The 21,571-nt window shown below is 41.5% G+C and carries 14 protein-coding genes; 9 read left to right on the top strand and 5 right to left on the bottom strand.

The genetic code is table 11. From position 1 onward, the window contains the following. Positions 1–83: 83 nt before the first annotated feature. The 7 genes from murQ (at position 84) to V7K27_RS13000 (ending at position 13,600) form a co-directional block, all read left to right on the top strand. The gene (gene murQ / locus V7K27_RS12970) at positions 84–1,028 is read left to right on the top strand and encodes an N-acetylmuramic acid 6-phosphate etherase (RefSeq protein ID WP_334947720.1); all 945 of its coding nucleotides are present in this window, start codon (positions 84–86) and stop codon (positions 1,026–1,028) included. A 1,167-nt stretch (positions 1,029–2,195) separates the two neighbouring features. After that, positions 2,196–3,395, top strand: coding sequence for a response regulator (locus V7K27_RS12975; RefSeq protein ID WP_334947722.1), 1,200 nt, complete (start codon positions 2,196–2,198; stop codon positions 3,393–3,395). Between the two features lie 911 nt (positions 3,396–4,306). Continuing rightward, positions 4,307–4,672: a response regulator transcription factor gene (locus V7K27_RS12980; protein ID WP_334947724.1), complete on the top strand. Its 366-nt coding sequence runs from the start codon at positions 4,307–4,309 to the stop codon at positions 4,670–4,672. A 100-nt stretch (positions 4,673–4,772) separates the two neighbouring features. Continuing rightward, positions 4,773–5,246, top strand: a complete 474-nt coding sequence (locus V7K27_RS12985) for a chemotaxis protein CheW (RefSeq protein WP_334947725.1) — start codon at positions 4,773–4,775, stop codon at positions 5,244–5,246. A gap of 122 nt (positions 5,247–5,368) precedes the next feature. After that, complete coding sequence (locus V7K27_RS12990; RefSeq protein WP_334947727.1) at positions 5,369–9,232, top strand: GAF domain-containing protein; 3,864 nt, start codon at positions 5,369–5,371, stop codon at positions 9,230–9,232. Between the two features lie 14 nt (positions 9,233–9,246). Then, positions 9,247–9,657 carry a four helix bundle protein gene (locus tag V7K27_RS12995; protein WP_334947729.1) on the top strand — a complete coding sequence of 137 codons (411 nt, stop codon included), beginning with the start codon at positions 9,247–9,249 and terminating at the stop codon, positions 9,655–9,657. Positions 9,658–9,904: 247 nt separating this feature from the next. After that, positions 9,905–13,600 carry a hybrid sensor histidine kinase/response regulator gene (locus V7K27_RS13000; protein WP_334947731.1) on the top strand — a complete coding sequence of 1,232 codons (3,696 nt, stop codon included), beginning with the start codon at positions 9,905–9,907 and terminating at the stop codon, positions 13,598–13,600. A gap of 17 nt (positions 13,601–13,617) precedes the next feature. Here V7K27_RS13000 and V7K27_RS13005 read toward each other — a convergent pair whose 3' ends face one another. The 3 genes from V7K27_RS13005 to V7K27_RS13015 all read right to left on the bottom strand — a co-directional run bounded on the left by V7K27_RS13005 (position 13,618) and on the right by V7K27_RS13015 (position 16,636). Then, positions 13,618–14,325: a Uma2 family endonuclease gene (locus tag V7K27_RS13005; RefSeq protein WP_334947733.1), complete on the bottom strand. Its 708-nt coding sequence runs from the start codon at positions 14,323–14,325 to the stop codon at positions 13,618–13,620. Between the two features lie 243 nt (positions 14,326–14,568). Beyond that, on the bottom strand, positions 14,569–15,462 hold the full coding sequence (locus V7K27_RS13010; RefSeq protein ID WP_334947735.1) for an ABC transporter permease: 894 nt from the start codon (positions 15,460–15,462) through the stop codon (positions 14,569–14,571). An 88-nt stretch (positions 15,463–15,550) separates the two neighbouring features. Next, positions 15,551–16,636, bottom strand: a complete 1,086-nt coding sequence (locus tag V7K27_RS13015; RefSeq protein WP_334947737.1) for a polyamine ABC transporter substrate-binding protein — start codon at positions 16,634–16,636, stop codon at positions 15,551–15,553. Between the two features lie 458 nt (positions 16,637–17,094). Between V7K27_RS13015 and cruF the strand changes: the two genes are divergently transcribed. Further along, entirely contained in the window at positions 17,095–18,003 is a 909-nt protein-coding gene (gene cruF / locus V7K27_RS13020; RefSeq protein ID WP_334947739.1) for a gamma-carotene 1'-hydroxylase CruF, read from the top strand. Between the two features lie 354 nt (positions 18,004–18,357). Next, positions 18,358–19,599, top strand: coding sequence for a 2'-O-glycosyltransferase CruG (gene cruG / locus V7K27_RS13025; protein WP_334947741.1), 1,242 nt, complete (start codon positions 18,358–18,360; stop codon positions 19,597–19,599). Between the two features lie 79 nt (positions 19,600–19,678). Here the strand turns inward: cruG and rnhA are convergent, their stop codons facing one another. Then, a complete protein-coding gene (rnhA, locus tag V7K27_RS13030) occupies positions 19,679–20,587 on the bottom strand; it encodes a ribonuclease HI (RefSeq protein WP_334947742.1) in 909 nt (302 codons plus the stop codon). A 336-nt stretch (positions 20,588–20,923) separates the two neighbouring features. After that, positions 20,924–21,415, bottom strand: coding sequence for a pentapeptide repeat-containing protein (locus V7K27_RS13035; RefSeq protein WP_334947744.1), 492 nt, complete (start codon positions 21,413–21,415; stop codon positions 20,924–20,926). Between the last annotated feature and the right edge of the window lie 156 nt (positions 21,416–21,571).

The following is a 21,571-nucleotide window of genomic DNA, read 5'->3' on the forward strand; positions in this document are numbered from 1 at the left end:
ACATAGACGAGAGATGCTCAAAGGGCAGCTTCCCGTAGCGTAGGACAAAGGATAAGGGAGAAGGGACAAAGGACAGAGGAGAAATGACAAATTTGCAGGAACGCGGACATCTTTTAACTGAGATGATAAATCCTAACAGCCTTGACTTAGACCAGCTCAGTTCTCTGGAATTGGTGGAGCTGTTTAATAGCGAAGACCAAAACGCAGTTGCGGCGGTTGCGGCGGCGAAAATTGAGTTGGCACAAGCAATTGAGCGTACCGCAGAGCGTTTGCGCCACGGAGGACGCCTATTTTATATCGGTGCGGGTACAAGTGGGAGGTTAGGGGTGTTAGATGCTGCTGAGTGTCCACCTACTTTTTGTACGCCTCCAGAGTTGGTTCAGGGGATTATTGCTGGTGGTGCGGGGGCGCTGGTACGCAGTTCTGAAGATTTAGAAGACAGCATCGAAGATGGTGAGGGTGCGATCGCCCAAAGACACATTACCCAACTAGATGTAGTCGTTGGCATTACTGCTGGTGGGACAACACCTTATGTCCACGGTGCCCTTCATGCTGCTCGTCAACGGGGAGCCACTACTATTTTTATCGCCTGTGTTCCGGTTGAACAAGTTAGCTTTGATGCCGATATTGACATTCGCCTATTGACAGGGCCAGAAATAATCGCCGGATCAACTCGCCTAAAAGCTGGTACAGCTACGAAGTTAGCTTTAAATGTCCTTTCTACTGGGGTGATGGTCAAGTTAGGCAAAGTCTATGGCAATCGTATGGTAGATGTGGCGGTCACAAATCAAAAGTTACGCGATCGCGCTTTGCGAATTTTACAAGACCTCACAGGTTTAAGTCGGGAAGCTGCTGGTTTTTTACTAGAACGTAGTGGCAAGTGGGTTAAGCTAGCCCTATTGATGCACTGGACTGGTTTGGAAAAAGACGAAGGCGATCGGCTTCTTTCAGAACATCAAAGTAATCTCAGAGCATCTGTTATCAGCTATCAAAACCAGAACGAACCTGAAATAAATTTTCCTAAATAAACCACATCTAAGTGAGTTGGCGCGAAAAAAACCAAGTATATTACGAAATGTAAATAGGCTTAAAGCCCTTACTAATGACCAATACTTCGACTTCGCTCAGTACAAGTGACAAAGGACAAATGACTTTGATTTTTGAAATGCACGTAGTGGACCCTCTTGGCTAAAATAGTGCATTATACCGTTTCACTTTAATAATGATACAAATACGTTGGTAGGGGCACAGCAATGTTCCCTACGAGAAATATATATGTATCAGGGTTTGTCTGAAAAGGTATTAGACGTAGACGTAGGTTGGGTGGAGCGGAGCGCAACCCAACTGATTATCAGGATGTTGGGTTACGCTTTGCCTCCACCGCCACTTGCTACAACGCTCTTAACCCGCGCAACGCAGTGGCTCCCCAACAAAGCAATTTTTTGGCAACTGGCGCCTTTATTCTGTTTGATAATCCTCTTGTTGACATGATGCGTTTGCCCTGCCCCCAGTCCCCTTTTCCACTAGCGCTGGGTGAGTCAAACTCCCCTTTGGGCTTCAAAGAGGGGTTGGGGGAGAGGTTCTTCCAGGATTACTGAATTGGTGTTCTAGAAAAGTTCACTACATCAATATAGATTAAGAAATATAAATTTAAATCAATATTTTTACCATTTATTGCCAACCTCAATAACTAAAGCAAAAATCTTTACAGACTTGCTAATATTTTTTAAACAAAAATTCAGGACTTATACGGATATAATCCAGTAGAAAAATATGATACTAGTATGTTAATAATAATAAACTCTGTACTAGATGACTTATTTACTAGCAAGGTTTTTTATATCTTCCCATCCTCCTTGCTTTTAACAAACAGAATAAAGGCACCAGTCGCCAGAATTCAGAATTGATTTCTGTGTGAGTGGCGGATGAATAAAGGGGTTTAAATCCCCCACTGATAGCGAAGCGGTAGTGAGTCATCTCCCAAGGGGAGGCGCTTTAGCTTTAGCGCAACGAGCGTCTTAATTCTGACACCTCGGCGGAGCTTTTCCCTTGCTCCGCTCCTGAATTCTTCTTCAATAATCTTGATTTAGACTGCTATATACCAAATGTATTTGCACTTATTGATACATCTGCTGACCACTATCTAGCTAGTGTGGGTTTTTTAAGAGTTGGCTTTTTAATAAAAGGAACAAACTATGTCCGTCCGGGAAGTTATTTCAAATAATCTAGTAAATGAATTTCAAACTTGTACTCAGCTGCAATATAATGGCAAATTAAATATTAAGAGTTCAAAAGGCAGCCAATGGACTTTTTACTATCGGCTGGGACGAATAGTTTGGGCAACAGGGGGAACTCATCCCTTCCGACGCTGGCGTAGACATATAGCTCAAAATTGTCCCCAGATTGATGTTGATAAGTTACAGGTGCGTTTCCAAGACTTATCAATCGATTACTGGGATTATAACCTTTTAGAAATCTTGTACAAAAGGCAGAAAATCCAGCGCGAACAGATTAACTCTATTGTCGATAACACGATAGCAGAACTATTATTTGACGTGGCTATGCAAGGAAATTTTGCTTCTATAAGTTGCAATCGTAGCCAAGAAGTTATCTTAGAAGCACCAATGAGCTTCACAAGTACAGAAATGTCTGTAAAGCATATGCAAGACTCGTGGAAAATTTGGTCAGAAGCTGGTTTAGCAAATTTTTCTCCTGACTTGGCACCATTTCTGCGGCGACCAGAAATACTCCAACAGATGGTAAGTCCATCTGTCTACAAAAACTTTGTCAATTTAATCAACGGCAAATTTACTCTGCAAGATTTAGCTGTGAAAATGAAGCAGGGTGTAATGCCACTCACCCGTTCGTTGCTTCCCTATATCCTTAAAGGAATCATTGAATTGGTGGAAGTACCTGACTTGCCCTTGGCAGTTACTGAAGTCAACAATAACTCTACCACCACACAACTAAAGAAGCGGACTGTTCCCCTAATAGCTTGCGTCGATGATAGCCCCCAGGTATGTAAAATGCTAGAGGATATTATCACTTCCAATGGATTGAGGTTTGTCAAGATTCAAGATGCTGTGCAAGCTCTACCAACCCTCATTCAGGAGAAACCAGACCTGATTTTCTTGGATTTGATTATGCCAGTTGCCAGTGGTTACGAAATTTGCACTCAGTTGCGACGAATATCTACCTTTGCCAATACACCAATAATTATATTAACAGGCAATGATGGTTTTTTAGATAGAGTTCGTGCCAAGGTAGTCGGTTCTACAGATTTTCTCACTAAACCCGTAGTAACTGATAAGGTGATGGCTATAGTACGTAAATATTTACCTACGCCGAGTGTATCCATCGACAAGAATAAACCTAATTTAGAGGTTTGTAATTAGGGGGAATTAGAGGCTAAGTAAATGGGCAATAATCAATAAGCCTGTATTATATTATGCAATCTAAAGTTAATCAAAGGCTTATAGTAAGGGCTAAAGCTCTTACATAAGCCTTTATTGTTCACGCTAACTTACTTATTTATAAACAAAATATTAAAGAAGTCGGAAGTCGGAAGTCCCAACTTTAGTCGTGGGGTAATAATTACGAATTACGTACAGCCCTTTGGGCATGAAAACCGCGTAGCGTGCCGGAGGCTCTATTATAAATTACGAATTATTTTGACAGCCTTCACCAGTTAGGGACTGACAAATAAAAAAATACCCCACAAGATTGGGTAATTTATTTGTTGGAAGTCCCTTAGCTTTAATTGCGCCGACCTACTTACTTAGATTTTTGAAATGCACGTAGTGGACACTCTAGGCTTTAATAGTGCATTAGACGTAGACGTAGGTTGGGTGGAGCGGAGCGTAACCCAACATATATCAGGATGTTGGGTTACGCAAAGCCTCCACCCAACCGACAATTTTTTTGCAACATTTTAGGCAAGAGGGTCTACTACAAGACTATCGATATTTTTTCAGAAATCAAATATGATTCCTATATATTAAGTTATGTTTAGTACGTATTTTCTCTGAGGTTGATACGTAAAGATTGAATCAAAATTAGACAAATACAAAAAATTTGTATTTATACCAGTCCTATTTTAATTGTGAAATAGTGGTTAGGGGCTAGTACAGCACGGCGTAAATAAACCACCCATTCAAAATCAATGAAACGCTTACTCTGTATACCTGTTTTAATTTTGAATTCCGCCTTGCGGTACTAGTCCCTTCCATGTCTTTGTTCATGAATCATTTAGGATTTGGATGTCTAATTTGTTTACACTTTGAGAAAAGTTTAACGAGTAATTGCCATGAATACTGTTTTAGTTGTTGAAGATGGCTTAACAGATATGGAAATAGTCAGCCGTTACTTACAACAGGCAGGTTATTCTGTGATTAGCGCCACAAGCAGTGAAGAGGCTCAAGACAAAATAGATAAAAATAAGCCAGACCTAATATTACTCGACGTAATTTTACCGGGTAAAAGTGGCTTTGAAATTTGCCGAGAACTGAAAAGCAATCCCGACACTAGCAAAATACCTGTGGTTTTTTGCTCTACTAAAAATACTGATGTAGATAAAATTTGGGGTAATATGTTGGGCGCTGATGGTTATCTATCAAAACCGATCGAACGAGAGGAATTACTGGTAATTTTGAATCGATTGATTAATAAGTGAGAATGCAATAAATAGTCAATCAAAGTCACTATTTCTCAATTAAATAATAACTGCAAATAGTGGCTAAAGATAAATCATCAAGGATAAAGGATTAATAACTTTGGAAACCAAGGAAAAGTTTTTGAGTTTTAATTTGGGATTAATGGATACAGCCGTAATTTCGTTACAACACATTACAGAAGTTTTGCAAGTATCATTACCAGAAATATGTGGCGTTCCCCAGATGCCCAGTAGCGTCTTGGGTATCTATAACTGGCGCGGTGAAATGCTTTGGTTGGTAGACTTAGAGGCAATGTTAGGTTATCCTCCAATTTCCCAAGGAGCAAATTTACTTTCAATAATGATGGGGATTGTTCTGGAAAACAAGGGTAAATATTTGGGACTATTGGTGCGACAGCTTATCGATATTGAATGGCTGGATACTAAGCAAATGAAACCCGCAACTACTGAATTATTTTATCCTAAAAGCTCACCTTTCTTGCAGGGATATTTTATTAATGATTCAGAGGAGATGATTTTTAATTTAGATGCCCTAACGATTATCGAAGCTCCCATGTGGGGGATTCATAATTGAACATTTAGTCATGGGTGATTAGGCATAGGATTTCGACAATTACTAATCCTTAATGACCAAACAGCATTTCTTACCTGCAAAATATCAAGTTATTACCAATCACAATTTCTGAGGTTAATCAAATGACATTTCTGTATAAAGCTAGCCAAGAGAATGAGAATATAATCTCGGAAGCAGAAAATATTAATGGTGATCCAAATATAACGAATATTGCCAGTAATGAAATATCTTTATTAAATGCGATCGCTGAGGAATTTAAAACTTGGCGGCGACAGTTGCAAGACATCACAATTCATCTGCGCCAAGCCCCAGACATTAATACGCTATTCAAAATCACTGTAGCGCAAATTAGAGAAAAGATTGGCTGCGATCGCGCCTTAATTTATCAGTTTACTTCCCTAGAATCAGGTAATGTTTTAGCAGAATCCAGAACACTAGGTTGGACACCGACTTTAGGCGAAAATATTCCCGGAATTATTTTTGGCTTATATAGCAGTAAAGACTATATAGAACCTGTAGTTATTGGCGATATTAATCAGATTCAACTTACGCCTTATCAAAAGCAGCTGCTAGATAAATTTCAAATTAAGGCTAGTTTGAGTTTACCGATTGTAGTGGAAGGTAAAGTATGGGGGTTACTGGCAGTAAATAATTGCCAATCAACGCAGCACTGGCAAGAGGTAGAAATTAGTCTACTATCTCAAATCACAACAGAACTGGTCTACAGATTGCAGAGCTTTGAATTTCACAAAGAACAACAAAATCAAGCACAGGCAAAGAAATCAGTAGCTAAAGTCATCGATAAAATTCTCCGCACATCAGTATCAAATGTAGATAAGATTTTCCAAACAACCACTCAAGAAGTACGTCAATTACTAAAATGCGATCGCGTAGCTGTTTATCGCTTCAAACCTGACTGGAGTGGCGAGTTTATCGCGGAGACAGTGGGTAATAATTGGACAAAAATGGTCGGGCCTGATTTTAACATGGTCTGGGAAGATACTTACTTACAAGACACTCAAGGAGGACGTTATGGCAAGGGTGAAACCTATGTGGTCAACGATATTTATCAAATGGGTCATGTTCAATGCCACATTGATATTTTAGAGCAGTTTGAAATGAAGGCTTACATCATTGCGCCAATATTCAGTGGAGAGAAATTATGGGGCTTGCTGGGAGCTTATCAAAATTCTGGGCCGCGTGATTGGCAATCTTGGGAAGAAAGCTTTTTAACTCAGATTGGCTTGCAATTTGGTGTGGCCATATCACAAAGAGAATATGTCGAGGAAGTGCAGAAGAAATCCGATCAACTAGCTCAGATACTTGAACAGGAGAAAGCTTTAACTAAGATAGTCGATCGCATCCGCCAAACCTTAGATGTAGATAATGTCTTCAAAATAACGACTCAAGAAGTACGGCAATTATTAAAATGCGATCGCGTCGTAGTTTTTCGCTTCAATCCCGACTGGAGTGGTGAATTTGTCGCTGAGTCAGTAGTTAGTAATTCGATCAAACTGGTAGGCCCTGATATTAAAACTGTCTGGGCAGATACCTACATCCAAGAAAATAAAGGGGGTCGATATGTCCAAGGTGAAAGCTTTATCGCTAATGACATCCATACAGTAGGTCATTCTCCCTGCCATGTTAACATGTTAGAGCAGTTGGAAATTAGAGCCTATGTGATTGTACCTGTATTTTCTGGGGATAAATTGTGGGGATTATTAGCAATTTATCAAAACTTTGTATCTCGTGAGTGGGAACCTTGGGAAGTCAGCTTTTTGATTCAAATTGGCTCTCAATTTGGTGTAGCTGTATCACAGGCAGAATATCTTGAACAAGTGCGAATTAGAAATACACAACTAGCTCAGTTAGCGGAACAAGAGAAAGCTTTCACTAAGATAGTCAACCGCATCCGCCAATCTGTAGATGTAGATAGCGTCTTCAAAACAACCACTCATGAAGTGCGTCAATCACTAAAATGCGATCGCGTCGCCGTCTATCGCTTTAACCCTGACTGGGGTGGCGAATTTGTGTCTGAGTCTGTGGGTAATGCTTGGACAAAACTGGTAGGTCCTGATCTTAGAACCTTTTTAGATGATACCTACTTGCAAGAAACTCAGGGAGGTAGATATGTCAAAGGTGAAAACTTTATCGTTCATGACATCTATAAAGCAGGGCTTGCTCCCTGCCACATTGAGATTTTAGAGCAGTTTGAAGCCAAAGCTTACATAATTGTTCCTATATTCTTCGGGGAGAAATTGTGGGGCTTGCTGGCAGCGTATCAAAATTCCAGCACCCGTGAATGGCAAAGCTGGGAACTTAACTTTTTGGTTCAGACTAGCTTGCAATTTAGCCTAGCTAAATCACAGATAGACTATTTGGAATTAGTTGGCGTAAAATCTGAAAAACTAGCTCAGTTAGCGGAACAAGAGAAAGCTGTCACAAAGATCAGCAACCGCATCCGGCAATCTTTAGATGTGGAAGATATTTTCAAGATAACCACTCAAGAAGTGCGACAATTATTGCGATGCGATCGCGTCTCTGTCTATCGCTTCAATCCTGACTGGAGTGGCGAATTTGTGTCTGAGTCAGTAGGTCAGAGTTGGGTAAAACTGGTAGGCCGCGATGTCAAAACTGTCTGGGAAGATACCCACTTACAAGAAACTCAGGGAGGCCGATATGCCCAAGGTGAAAGCTTTGTTGTAAATGACATCTATAAGATGGGTCATTTACCCTGCCATATTGAGATATTAGAACAGTTTGAAGTCAAAGCTTATGTAGTTGTTCCTGTATTTTCAGGGGAACAATTGTGGGGTTTGCTCGCAGCTTATCAAAATTCGGGAACTCGTGATTGGGACGAATCCCAAGTGAGTTTGTTAGCACGCATTGGCAGTCAGTTAGGGCTGACATTACAACAGACCGAATATTTGCAACAAGTACAAGCGCAGTCAGCAAAATTAGCAGAAGCAGCAGCACGGGAAAAGGCAGCCAAGGAGTTACTACAACAACGGTCTATTCAACTCTTAATGGCTCTTAGACCCGCTCTCACCGGCGACTTAACAGTACGCGCACCGATTACAGAAGACGAGCTAGGCACGATCGCTGATGCTTACAATAGTACTCTGCAAGCACTACGACAAATCGTTATTCAGGTACAGGGGGCTGCTCAACAAGTTGCCCAAACTTCTACCAATAGCGACGCTTCACTGACGGGATTAACCAATCTGGCGCAACAACAATCTGAGGAAATTACCGCAGCTTTAGGCGAAATTCAACAGATGGTGGACTCTACTCAAGCTGTGGTGACAAATGCTGAGTTAGTGCAACTAGCAGTGCAACAAGCCAATCAAACTATAGAGTCTGGCGATACTGCGATGAACCTGACTGTCAAAGCAATTCAAGGAATTCGTGAAACCGTTGCTCAAACCAGCAAAAAGATTAAACGCCTCAGTGAATCCTCGCAAAAAATCTCCAAAGTGGTGAATTTGATTGGTAATTTTGCCACACAGACAAACGTCTTGGCTTTGAATGCAGCCATTGAAGCCACCCGTGCCGGTGAATATGGCAAAGGCTTTGCAGTTGTAGCTGATGAAGTCCGTTCTTTATCTCGCCAGTCAGCAGCAGCCAGCATCGAAATTGAAAAATTAGTCCAAGAGATTCAAGCAGAAACCGGAGAGGTTGCGGTAGCGATGGAAACTGGTATTCAACAGGTGGTAGAAGGTACAAATCTTGTCAATGACACTCGCCAAAACTTAAATGCGATCGTTTCTGCAACTGCCGAAATTAGTCAGCTAATCGAGCGAATTACCGCAGCGACTCAAAAGCAAATGAAGCAATCTGTAACAGTAACTAAATCAATGCAAGATGTAGCAGGAATTGCTAATAAAACTTTTGCTGAATCTCAAGAAATTGCTAGTGTGTTCCAAGATTTATCAGGGATGGCAAATGACTTATTAACAACTGCTGGTAAGTTTAAAGTCAACTGAATAGGGAGTGGGGAGTGGGGAGTGGGGAGTGGGAAATGACAGTTTCTGAAATTCGATCTTATCAAGATTTAAGAGTTTGGCAAGAAGGCATGAATTTAGCTGAAGCTTGCTATCAGGTAACAATTGCATTTCCGAAAGAGGAACTTTGCGGAATGACTTCACAGATTCGTCGGGCAGCTGCATCAGTTCCAGCAAATATAGCTGAGGGCTATGGACGAGAGTATCGCTCGGAATACATAAAATTTCTCCGAATAGCGCAAGGCTCTCTTAAAGAGCTAGAAACTCACTTGTTACTATCAGCTAGAGCCAAAGTTGGGCTTACAGATACTCAACTAGTGACTCCAATTTTGAGGCAATGTGAATCTGTAGGAAGACTACTCCGTGCTTTGATTCGTTCTTTAGAGAATAAGGGAAGAAGGGAGTAGGGAGTGGGGAGTGGGGAATTACGCCTGATGTGAATTAAAAAATCCTATTTTCCCATAAGGGTTTCCAGGCTTGGACAAAACCATCATTTTGGAATCATCAAGGAAACTGAAAGGTTTTCAACTCTCAATTTACATCTAATGTGAATTTCGATCTTCCCCATTCCCCATTCCCCATTCCCCACTCCCCATTCCCCATTCCCCATTCCCCACTCCCCACTCCCCACTCCCCACTCCCCACTCCCCACTTATGATCACAGATAAAGAAATTCGCGAACAAGGATACATCTACTTTCTAGCTGAAGCCCCGGAATTATTACAAATTATTGAACAAGAACTATTTAGCTTATCGGAAGGTTACAGCATTGCCAAAGTTCACAATTTAATGCGGGCTACTCATACACTTAAAGGTGGAGCCGCTAATGTTGGGCTAGAAGTAATTAAGATGATAGCCCATTTTTTAGAAGATGTATTTAAGGCTCTATATAATCCCAAAGTGGTAATTGATGCCGAATTACAAACACTTTTGTTACAAGCTTATGAGTGTCTGAGCATAGCATTAAATACCGAGCTAATAGGCAGTACTGTTAATGATGATGAACTCCTCCATCGAGCAACTTCAGTGTTTGCACAGTTGCAAGAAAAACTAGGTGATGCTTTTGGTGCTGAATCTCATATTCCCACTTCTGAAGAATTAGGATTTGATATTGTGCAGTCCGTTTTTGAAGTGGGTGTAGAACAACGTCTAAACACTATTGCTGACGCTGTTAACAATCCACCAAATAGTGACGAATTTATCGAGTTTTTACAGTCTCAAGCTGAGGTGTTTTTCGGCTTGGCAGAATCTCTAAATTTACCTGGATTGGGAGAAATTGCCCAAACAATTCTGTCAGCGCTGCAAGCAAATCCCACCCAGGTGCAGCAAATTGCCGAAGTTGCTCTTGCAGATTTGCAACAAGCACAAAAATTAGTATTAGCAGGCGATCGCACTTCTGGTGGAGAACCTTCTCCAGGTTTGCGAAAACTCACGACAGTGGCAAATAATCAGTTATCTGGAGAATTGCAAAATAATTCATCCGTTGGCACATCTATCATCAATGAAGAACAATTTTACCAGTTTATCACTACATCTGATAACAATAAAAACCAACCTGTCAATCCCACAACTGCCAAGTTTTATTTAAAGGTAATTCGCTACATTTTTGGCTGGTTTAATCACCAGATGGAAATACCAGAGCCAGAACTCAGTTTGACTTTACTGATTCCCACATTAGAAAGAATAAGTCTACTTAATTATATTGAAAACTGGCAGAAAAAGTTTCTTGATTTTGTCCTAGATGAAGGAGATAGTCAAAGTCTTTGTATTTATCGACGTGGGATCATCTTAATCATCCTATTTGCAGTTGCAAAATTTGAATATTCTGTTAAACCATCTGAGAGCTACCTCTTCGTAATTAAAATATTACAAAAGCAAATTCATACATTAGCACAAGAATATAAAAATTATCCTCCTGTTAATGGCAAAGAGAAAAATTGGCTTGATAGTCCCAAGTTACAAACACTCTTAGTTTTTAAAGAAATATCTAAATCGGTATCTCCTGAAGCAACTGATAACTTAGTAGAAGCAATATGGGGAGAAGAAGCTAGCGAAAACCTTGCTGCTGAAGTGGTGACGAGCCAGACTGATGATTCTTCAGAAAAGCTTGATTCATTAACTGTTAGTGAGCCAGTAGTTTCTGAAACAACTATTGAAGTCATGCCTGATTTAGCTACACAAATCAATAAAGAAATAGAAGATAAATCACAGTATGTTCAAACTAAAAATTTGCGCCAACCTTCATTTATTCGAGTAGATACAGAGAGGCTGCAACATCTCAATTATCTAGCAGGAGAATTGCTGATTTACCAAAAACGGCGTAGTTTGCAAGATGAACAAGTCAAAGAAATAATTGAGCAATTAGAACAGCAACTCACTAGACACCAAACTACTTTAAATGAATTACGTGATTTACCATTACAAATACAAAATATTAGTTCAGAACAAACGCAAGATTTTGCAGTGAATTTTGACTCTCTAGAGATGGATGTATATACAGAATTTCACATGAGATTGCATGAAGCAATAGAAGAGACACTGCAACTACAAGAAACCACAGAGTCTCTTGACTTACTCGTGACACAAGCTGCTCAAATTAGTGACAAACAAGAGAATTTAACTCTTAATATTATAGATAGCTTAGTAGAAGCACGAATGTCGCCTTTGGGCAATATCCTGAATCGCTTCCCCCACATGGTAAATAAGTTGGGGAATGTTTATGCCAAACTTGTAGAATTGAAACTTACTGGTACTGCGGTGCTAGTGGATAAAGCGATCGCAGAAAAGCTCTACGATCCTTTATTACACTTAGTGCGTAATGCTTTTGACCACGGGATTGAAACTCCGCAAGTTCGCAAAGAGCATGGTAAAGCAGAACAGGGTTTAATCGAAATCTCCGCCTATCATCAGGGTAGCCAAACTGTTATCGAAGTTCGGGATGATGGTCAGGGATTGAATTTAGACAGAATTCGCAAAAAAGCTGTTGAATTTCATCCCATACAAACTGGAGAAAAAACTAGGAGCTATGCTTCTAATCTGGCTGATACTGAACTTTTAGATTTGATATTTTCGCCGGGATTTTCTACTGCTAATCAAGTAAGCGAAATTTCTGGACGCGGTATGGGTTTAGATATTGTGCGTACTCAGATGCACGCACTTAATGGCTCAATTTCCGTTCAATCTTTTCCCAACCAAGGAACAACATTCATACTCAAAATTCCTTTTTCTATGACTACAGAAAAGTTAATGCTAGTTCAAGCCAAAGGCGTTGTTTATGCCCTGCTTTTGGACAGTATCGAAAAAATATTGATTCCCTCTGAACAACAGATTAAAGAAATTGAAGGCAAAAAAGTCTTCTATTCAAACACAGACAATGATGAGACTATGGTCAGCCTCCGTCAACTTTCAAAGTTGATTGATTATAATGGTTCATTGTTTAATAGTGTTACTCCATACAATACATCAAATACTCACGACCCAAGCATAGCGAAAAATCCGGTGCTTTTGCTCCGACGAAATCAGGGAAAAATTGCTTTAGAAGTTGACCAAATAATTGGTGAACAAGAACTGGTAATTAGACCTTTAGGAAATGCGATCGCACCGCCAAAATACATTTATGGTTGTAGTAGTTTAGCCAATGGTAATCTGATCTTAGTGATTGATGCTTCATTGCTGGTTGAGTCTAGCGAGATCCACCAAACAACACTTGATATCAGGGCGCTACCAATAGCTTCTTCGTCAAGTAAAAAAGCCTTGCCGATATCGGGACACAATTTTTCATCTACACCATTACTTACTGCATCGACTTCCACAACAACTATAGAAACCCAACCCATTTATTCTCAAGTATCAAATAATAAATCACCAAAAACTGCATCGACTTCCACAACAACTATAGAAACCCAACCCATTTATTCTCAAGTACCAGATAATAAATCACCAAAAGTTGTTTTAGTGGTAGATGACGCAATTAGTCTCCGGCAAACTCTCTCTCTAACTCTGCAAAAATTTGGCTATCAAGTAATACAAGCTCAAAATGGTATAGAAGCTCTAGAAAAGTTGCAGTTACATCCAGAAATACAAGTTGTCATCTCCGATTTAGAGATGCCACGAATGAATGGTTTTGAGTTGTTGAGCAATTTCCGTCAATACCCCAATTTAGCAAAAATACCTGTAATGATTCTCACTTCTCGCAGCGCTGAAAAACACCGCCAGCTTGCCCAAGAATTGGGTGCAAAGGCTTACTTGACCAAGCCTTATTTAGAGCATGAGTTTCTTTCTACAATTCAGGGGTTAGTTAACAGTAATACCAATGATTCTAAGCATTTACTCATGGCGACAAATCATTGATAATTCGTAATTCGTAATTACGAATTACCAGGTAGATTATTTGGATCTACACCTAGAGAGCGTAAATACTGCGCTAACTGTTCAGCCCTTTGCCGTTCTTGTTGTGCTTGTTCTGCATCTGTCAAATAGCGGTTTCCTTGCTGATCATACCAACATAAAAACTCCTGTTGTATCCCGGCAATTACAGCTTGGTGTCGCCCAATACCTAATCCTACCTCTGGCATCAAATAGGGTTCACCTATTTGTAGTTGGTAGTTTCCATCTATCAACTTATATACTTCAAAGGGTTGATGTTGGTCGCGCCGCCAAAACTCTGGGTTATAAATTACGTAGTACAATATACCGAGTTTTCTGTATATATCTAGCTTCTCATCGTATTCACCTCCTGGGGTGTGGGATACCATTTCTAATGTGAATATTGGAACTATCCCCTTTTCTTCCCAAACTACGTAACTTTTGCGTGATTTGCCACCCTTTCTCCGTTCTACTCCCACACTCAAAAAAGCATCTGGCACTACAGGTACTCTGGGATTTACTCCTGTGGTGTGATACACTCCCATATCTACTCCGAAGTACCAATCCATGCGATTTGCCCAAATAGAGTTGAGTAGGAAAAGTAAAATGTTGGGCAAAAAATTTTGGTCTTCGTTATCCACTGGCGTATCGTCTGAACAGGGAAGTTCATCAGTAGTTGGTAACGCATTTTTGAGATCAGGTGAGAGCATAACCGTTGTCTCGCTGGCGTTTGATGATTTTATAAGAAGAATTCAGAACTCAGGAGTCAGAATTCAGAATTGAATTGGAGTCCGACTGGGTAATGAATATTGGTTTAAAACCTTGCGCGAAGTCAAGCGAAAAAAATTAAAATATTCTCGCCTTAAAACTCTATCCCTTTATGGGTAGAGTATTCACAATTGGTGAATTCTGTATTCTGACTCCTGTTTTATTATAAGTGAGTGACGAAAAGTTTAGCGTTTGGGTGTAGTTTCACCAAACTTAATCAAAAGTGCGATCGCAATACTAACAAGCAAAATTAACGTCATACTCAAAGCTGAACCAAATCCCCAATTTTGAGTTGCTCCCAGAAACTGGTTATAAACTAACCGCGCCGCCGTCATACTAGAAGCACCACCAAGTAATTCTGGATCGACAAAATCCCCCAAGCCTGTGATGAATACAAGCATGGAAGCAGCCGCAATTCCCGGAAAAATTTGCGGTACGGTTACTTGCCAAAAAGTTTCCACCGGATTTGCACCTAAATCAGCCGCCGCTTCTAGCAACCGCTTGTCTAGCTTTTCGAGAGAAGCATATAAAATCAAAACCATATAGGGTAACAAGCTGTAACTCATGCCAATAAATACAGCTTGACTTTGGTTAAGTAATTCCAAAGTAGGCAAGCCTAAATTGCTGAGTAAACTGTTGAATAAACCAGTAGGACGAAGAATTGTAATCCAAGCATAGGAGCGAAGTAACGAGGAAGTCCACAAAGGTAATATAAAGCCTAATAGCAGCAAATTACGCCAACGTTGCGGCGCTATCTGAGCAATCCAATAGGCGACGGGGAAGCCCAAAATTAAACAAATGATGGTGGTGCCAAACGCAAAAAATAGCGATCGCACGATTACTTGCAAGTAAAGGGGGTCAAATATTCGGATGTAGTTTTTGAATCCGTTGGGATTAACCAAATCTCCCGGTCGAATGTCTGCAACTAAACTTAACTCCAAAATTATCAAACTTGGCAGCACCAACAAAAGTAATAACCAAATCCCCGATGGTGCAAGTAATACCAAAGGTTGAAGCCAATTTCTGACGGGGCGATACAATTCTTCTATTTTAGAAATCTCATTTTTTTCAAAATTCACTATTTATAACTCCTAACAGACGCGATTAATCGCGTCTCTACTCAATACTCCTGTACAGACGCGATTAATCGCGTCTCTCCTAACTATTTTAGCTGCTAGTTAATTGAGTCCAATAGCGATCGTAAACATCTTCAAATTCTCCTACAGGACTAACACGTTCACAATTTGCTAAAACCGACTCTGAGGGAAACAAATTAGTATTGTTCTGGATGATTTTTGGCAATTGCTCAAATCCAGCACTATTAGGTGTAGATATACTCAGGCGTTGACTGATTTGGGCTGCTAATTCTGGTTGTAGAATCATGTTAATCCAAGCATAAGCTCCAGCTTGGTTGGGGGCTGTTTTGGGAATAACAATAGTGTCTGTCCATAATGAAGAACCACTGCGAGGAATTACATATTTTAGTTTAGGGTTTTCTTGAGAGATTTTCACCGCATCTGCTGAATAACACATTGCCAATAGTAAATCTCCTGCGAGAATTTGATTTTGCCAAGCGTCGGTGTCAAAACGTGCGATCGCAGGTTTTAGCACCTTCAACTTTTCATAAGCTTGTTTGATTTGTTGTTCATTTTTTGAGTTGTAAGAATAACCTAGCATCCGTAACGTCGCACCCATCACTTCTCGAACATCATTGAGCAAGGTCATCTGCTGACTAAGTTGCTTTTGGTTTTGCCAAAGATAATCCCAGTCTTGTGGTGCATCATTGAGTTTTTCGGAATTGTAAAGTAAACCTGTTGTCCCCCAGTTAAAAGGGATACTATATCGGTTATTGGGGTCATAACTAGGATTCTGAAACCGGGGGAATAAATTCTCTAAACCGATTAAGCGATCGTGATTTATTTCTGTTAACAAACCTTTGTTTACCATCTTCTGCACCATGTAATCGGATGGGTAGATGATGCTGTAAGTGCCACCGCCTCCAGCTTGCAACTTAGCCAGCATGACATCATTGGAATCATACACATCCGCTAGCACTTTCATGCCGGTTTGGGTGCTAAAAGTTTTCAGTAATTGGCTGTCAGTATATTGCGTCCAGGTAAAGATATAAAGTTGGTCACGTTGACCATTCGGATTAGAATTAGCACGTACTTCAGCTAGCCTCCAGCCACAACCAGCTAAAGATAAGCTAGAAAGGGCTGCCACCCCTTTGAAAAATTGGCGTCTGTTAGTCATTTAGATTACAGGATACCTCGTAGCCCCCGGCGTGATTTTTTGGGGTAAATGTGTCATTTTTCACACTTACTATCAAAATGTTACATCACACACAACATTTTTCCTGGCACAAGGGTTAGTAAAAGCGATCGCCTGCTTGGACACTATCCCTTATTTCATCAAACTCCCTCAATGAGATCCCTACATGGAACGAGTTTTTCATCATCTGGGTATCAGTGGGACAAAAAAAGAAGAAGTTTTTACAGATGAAATTATGTAGATTTTGGCTATATGGCTTAAACTAGTAGGTTTATCATCATATTTCTTATAGTTTCAATCAATAGACTGTTATGCTGTTCGCAAGAAAGCCAAACAAGTTTGTAGAGAATTGCGGCACAAAGTAGTTAAATATGTTGTTAAACATTTGTAAACTGTTAGCAGCCGAGTAGCCGCGTGTCACATCTTGTTAAGGAATTATCATGAGACAACTTGTTATTGCTGAACGCGTATGCCTCATTGGTCATATCGTGTCAAAAGCCTTTGGACTGGTAGGGATGCTACTGGTCATACCTAATGCCGAAATAATTTTCAACTTATCGCAAGTTGGAGAAACTGCCATGCAGTTAAGTATGGCGGGTGGCGGTGTAGTTGATATCATCTTGGGGACAATAGCTGTCTCTATTTATGCCTACCGGACGTTGGGATTGGGAACTTGGCTAGCATTTATGCTGCCGGCTGTGTTTATCTCTTTGGGAAGTGAACTACTGGGAACTAGCACAGGTTTTCCGTTTGGCGATTATAGCTACTTGAGTGGCTTGGGTTATAAGATTGCGGGGCTAGTTCCTTTCACAATTCCTTTATCTTGGTTTTATGTTGGGCTGTCGTCTTACTTAATTGCTAGAACTGGTTTGAAAGTGGCTCAAAAACCCAGTTGGGGACGCCATATTGCGGCTATAGCCGTTGGTGCTTTGCTCTTTACTTGCTGGGATTTTGCCCTTGAACCAGCTATGAGTCAATCTTCTCTGCCCTTCTGGTATTGGGAACAACCAGGAGCTTTCTTTGGGACACCTTACCAGAACTATGCAGGTTGGTTTGGCACTAGCGCCCTGTTTATGAGTGTGGCAGGATTATTGTGGAGAAATACATCGATTAAATTAGAGCGATCGCAACTCAACCTACCCTTAGTCGTTTATTTAACTAACTTTGCCTTCGCCGCCGGACTAAGCTTGGCCGCTGGGTTCTCCATCCCTGTGTTGCTTGGCTTATCGCTTGGTGTGACTCCCGCCGTGGCACTGTGGTTAAGCAGTTCAACCACACCCACGCAAGTTGCTGTTGAACCAGTAAGCAAGGAAGTATCAGTAGCAAAGGTTGAAGTTGCTTTGAAATAAGGAGTGGGGAGTGGGGAGTGGGGAGTGGGGAGTGGGGAGTGGGGGGATGAGGGAGATGAGGGAGATGAGGGAGATGAGGGGAATGACTAATAACTAATAACTAATGACTAATGACTAATGACCAATGACCGAATGGCACTAAGTTAAGATACAGCCCCTGCCCTGACTGGTTCCCAGCCTGGAAGCTGGGAAACCATTCTGGGAGGCTCCGCCTCCTCTTTCTTGACCAGAGGTAGAACCTCTCGGAATTCGTTCCCAGCCTGGAGGCTGGGAACGAGGCGACACAAGCCTTTGGGCTTTTCTTAGTGCCATTCGACCAATGACAAATGACAAATGACAAATGACTAATGACTAATGACTAATGACAACGCTTTGATAGTAGAAAGCGCCATCTCCCTTTTATTGCTACTTATCCAAGTACCAGCAACGGCGATTCTGTTTTCGCGTCTGCTAAAGGGACCAAAACGCCTTCCGCCAATAGAACCGCAACAGCCAACGCCGGAGCTTTTGGGTAGGGTTAGTGTCGTCGTTCCCACATTGAATGAGGCGCTTCGCATTAGCCCTCTGTTAGCTGGTTTAAGTCAGCAAAGCTACGAGGTTCGGGAAATAATTGTTGTAGACAGCAAATCTGCTGATGGCACTCCTGACTTGGTAAAAGCGATACAGCAGAAAGATCCGCGCTTTCGCCTGATGACAGATGACCCCTTACCCTCTGGTTGGGTAGGGCGTCCTTGGGCGTTGCATAACGGTTTTCTATATAGTTCTGAGGCTAGTCAGTGGTTTCTGGGGCTGGATGCTGATATCCAACCGCATCCGGGTTTAGTTGCTGGTTTGGTGAAGACCGCCGAAGCACAAGGTTATGATCTAGTTTCCCTTTCGCCCCAGTTCATCCTTAAATATCCTGGCGAGTGCTGGCTACAACCAGCTTTGTTGATGACTCTGCTTTACCGATTTGACCCCGCCGGGATTAATACAGAGCAACCAGAACGGGTGATGGCAAATGGGCAGTGTTTTTTGTGTCGTCGCTCCGTTTTAGCTGCTGTGGGTGGCTATAGCAGTGCGAGTGGTTCTTTTTGTGATGATGTCACTTTGGCACGGAATATTGCTGCTCAAGGGTATAAAGTGGGCTTTTTAGATGGCGCAAAGGTGCTGAAGGTACGGATGTATGAAGGGGCGATGGAGACGTGGAAGGAATGGGGGCGGAGTCTCGACCTTAAAGATGCAACTTCTCGCTCTCAGTTGTGGGGAGATTTATGGCTACTCACATCTGTTCAGGGTCTACCCCTTTTAATTGTCCTGACTTTTTTGTTAATTTCTCCCCAACTCTCCTACTTGCAAGAGACGCGATTAATCGCGTCTCTACCCACTCCCGCACTTCTTCTGCTGGGACTGAATTTATTTCTCCTGGTGATTCGCTTTGCTATGCTAATAGCGATCGCACCTTCCTACGATCGCACAACCGCTAAAGGCCGCTGGTTATTCTGGCTTTCCCCTTTAGCTGATCCCTTAGCTGTGCTACGAATCTTCTTATCTGCGTTCCGCACCCCGCGCGAGTGGCGGGGACGCAAATATAGTGTAAAAGAGGGGGAGTGGTGAGTGGTGAGTGAGCGAAATTCCCTATTCCCTATTCCCTATTCCCTACTCCCTACTCCCTACTCCCTACTCCCTCACTCCCTCACTCCTCTTCACCTCCTATTTGATCCCCGCGTTCCAGTTCCCAAAGAATTTGATTTCCTTCACGGCGTACCCGTGACACTATCCAGTTTCGCCAGCGCCATTGATCTCCCCGACTGGTGACAGCGCTGGCGTGGACATCCATCAAGTCTGCTAACTCAGAACTGGTGATTAAGTAACCTTTTTCAGAAATTTCGTCAGCAATACGCAGAGTTTCGACCAAGCTGCGGAGTTGCAAAACCCTAATTTCTGACGGTTTTTCATCGGTTGCGATCGCACTTAGCCCAGTTGGTGGTTCCATAACAGTTATTTCTGATGCAGAAGTACTGACTTCTGGTGTACTTTGGTTAATTATTCGAGAGCTTTTGTCAGAATCAGCTACTTTTGCTACATTTAGTTGGCTGGAATCAGGTAAAGAGTTGTCAAAATCTGTGGGAGATAATTGTTGTAGCGAAGGGATTTTGCCACTGGCATAGGTGCGAGCGATCGCATCACAACGTTCGTTACCTATGTTACCAGAATGTCCCCTGACGTGTTGCCATTTCACCTGTTGGGTATTGAGTTCGTCGAGAGTTTCTAAAAGGTCTTGGTTTTGGACGGGTTTACCATCTGACTTTTTCCAACCTTTCTTTTTCCAGCCTTTCACCCACTTGGTAACGCAATTAATCAGGTATTCGCTATCGGTATGAAGGGTGATGGCTTGGGCTTGTTGAGATGTTTGCAGGAATTGCAGGGCGGCGATCGCCGCTTGCATTTCCATTTTATTATTAGTGGTATGAGGGGATGCATCGCCCATTTCGTGGATTGAGCCATCGCTGAAGTAGACGACAACACCCCAACCGCCTGGGCCAGGGTTCCCGGTGCAAGCACCATCAGTGTATATGCTTTGAATTGTGGGTTGAGTGGACATGGTTAGGGCATGGAACCGCAGAGGACGCTAAGGGAAGAGTTATTAGCGGCGAATTTTTTAAACAATATCCAGGCTATTATAGTTTATCTCGTAGATTGCAGCACGGTAATTAAAAGTTGAAGTAATAAATATTTTTATGTACCCAATTAATGAGTTTTTTTTAGTATTAATAGATAGGGATTCAAATTGAGATAAGTTAATTCGGGCTTTGAAAGTTTTGCTGATATTACAGATAAGGAAGTTAAAACAAATCTGAAAATAAATACCCGATATCCTAATCGGATGTTAACAGCGAATCTTTCAGTTGATACAAACTTTATTGATGAAAATTCAGAATCATATATCGTTACTCAAAATAGTTCCATCGGGCATGAGGGTTTCCTCGAAAAGGCAATCTCGGAAGTTGACTCCGAAAACTCTGTCATCCCTGAACTTAGCTTCACGAAAGTCCGTCCTAATCAACTCGGCTTTCTCAAAACTAACACTTCCCAACCTAGCTCTCTTGAAAGTCGCTTCTGTCAAATCAGTACGGACAAATCCCATCGATCTGATTCTTGCGTTTCTCAATTTGACTCGACTCAAGTCGGCACAGTAAAAATCACTCTCAACCAAACTAGCTCCCGCCAAATCGGCTCCACTCAAATTGGCTCGCTCAAAAATCGATTGGAAAATACGGACTCCGCGCATTCTGGCATTGCTCAAATCAGCCCCCGTGAAATCGCTCTCACCCAAATCAACGTTGGTCAAGTCAGCATTACGCAAAATTACTCCTCCCATATAAAGTTTGATCCATTGAATGCTGCTGTTACGCAAGATAATACCGCTCAAATCCAACCCTTTGAATTGTCCACGTTCCCAATATCTGTTTTTTCGGGAAGGAGTTTCTATAAGAGTGTTGCAAGAAATAAATGATCCAAAATCAAGCAGAGTTACAAAAGATTTCAACGAACCATTTTTTCAAGTTTGGTAAACGCTGAATTTGCT

The sequence above is a fragment of the Nostoc sp. genome, assembly GCF_036919575.1.
Classification (GTDB): domain Bacteria; phylum Cyanobacteriota; class Cyanobacteriia; order Cyanobacteriales; family Nostocaceae; genus Nostoc.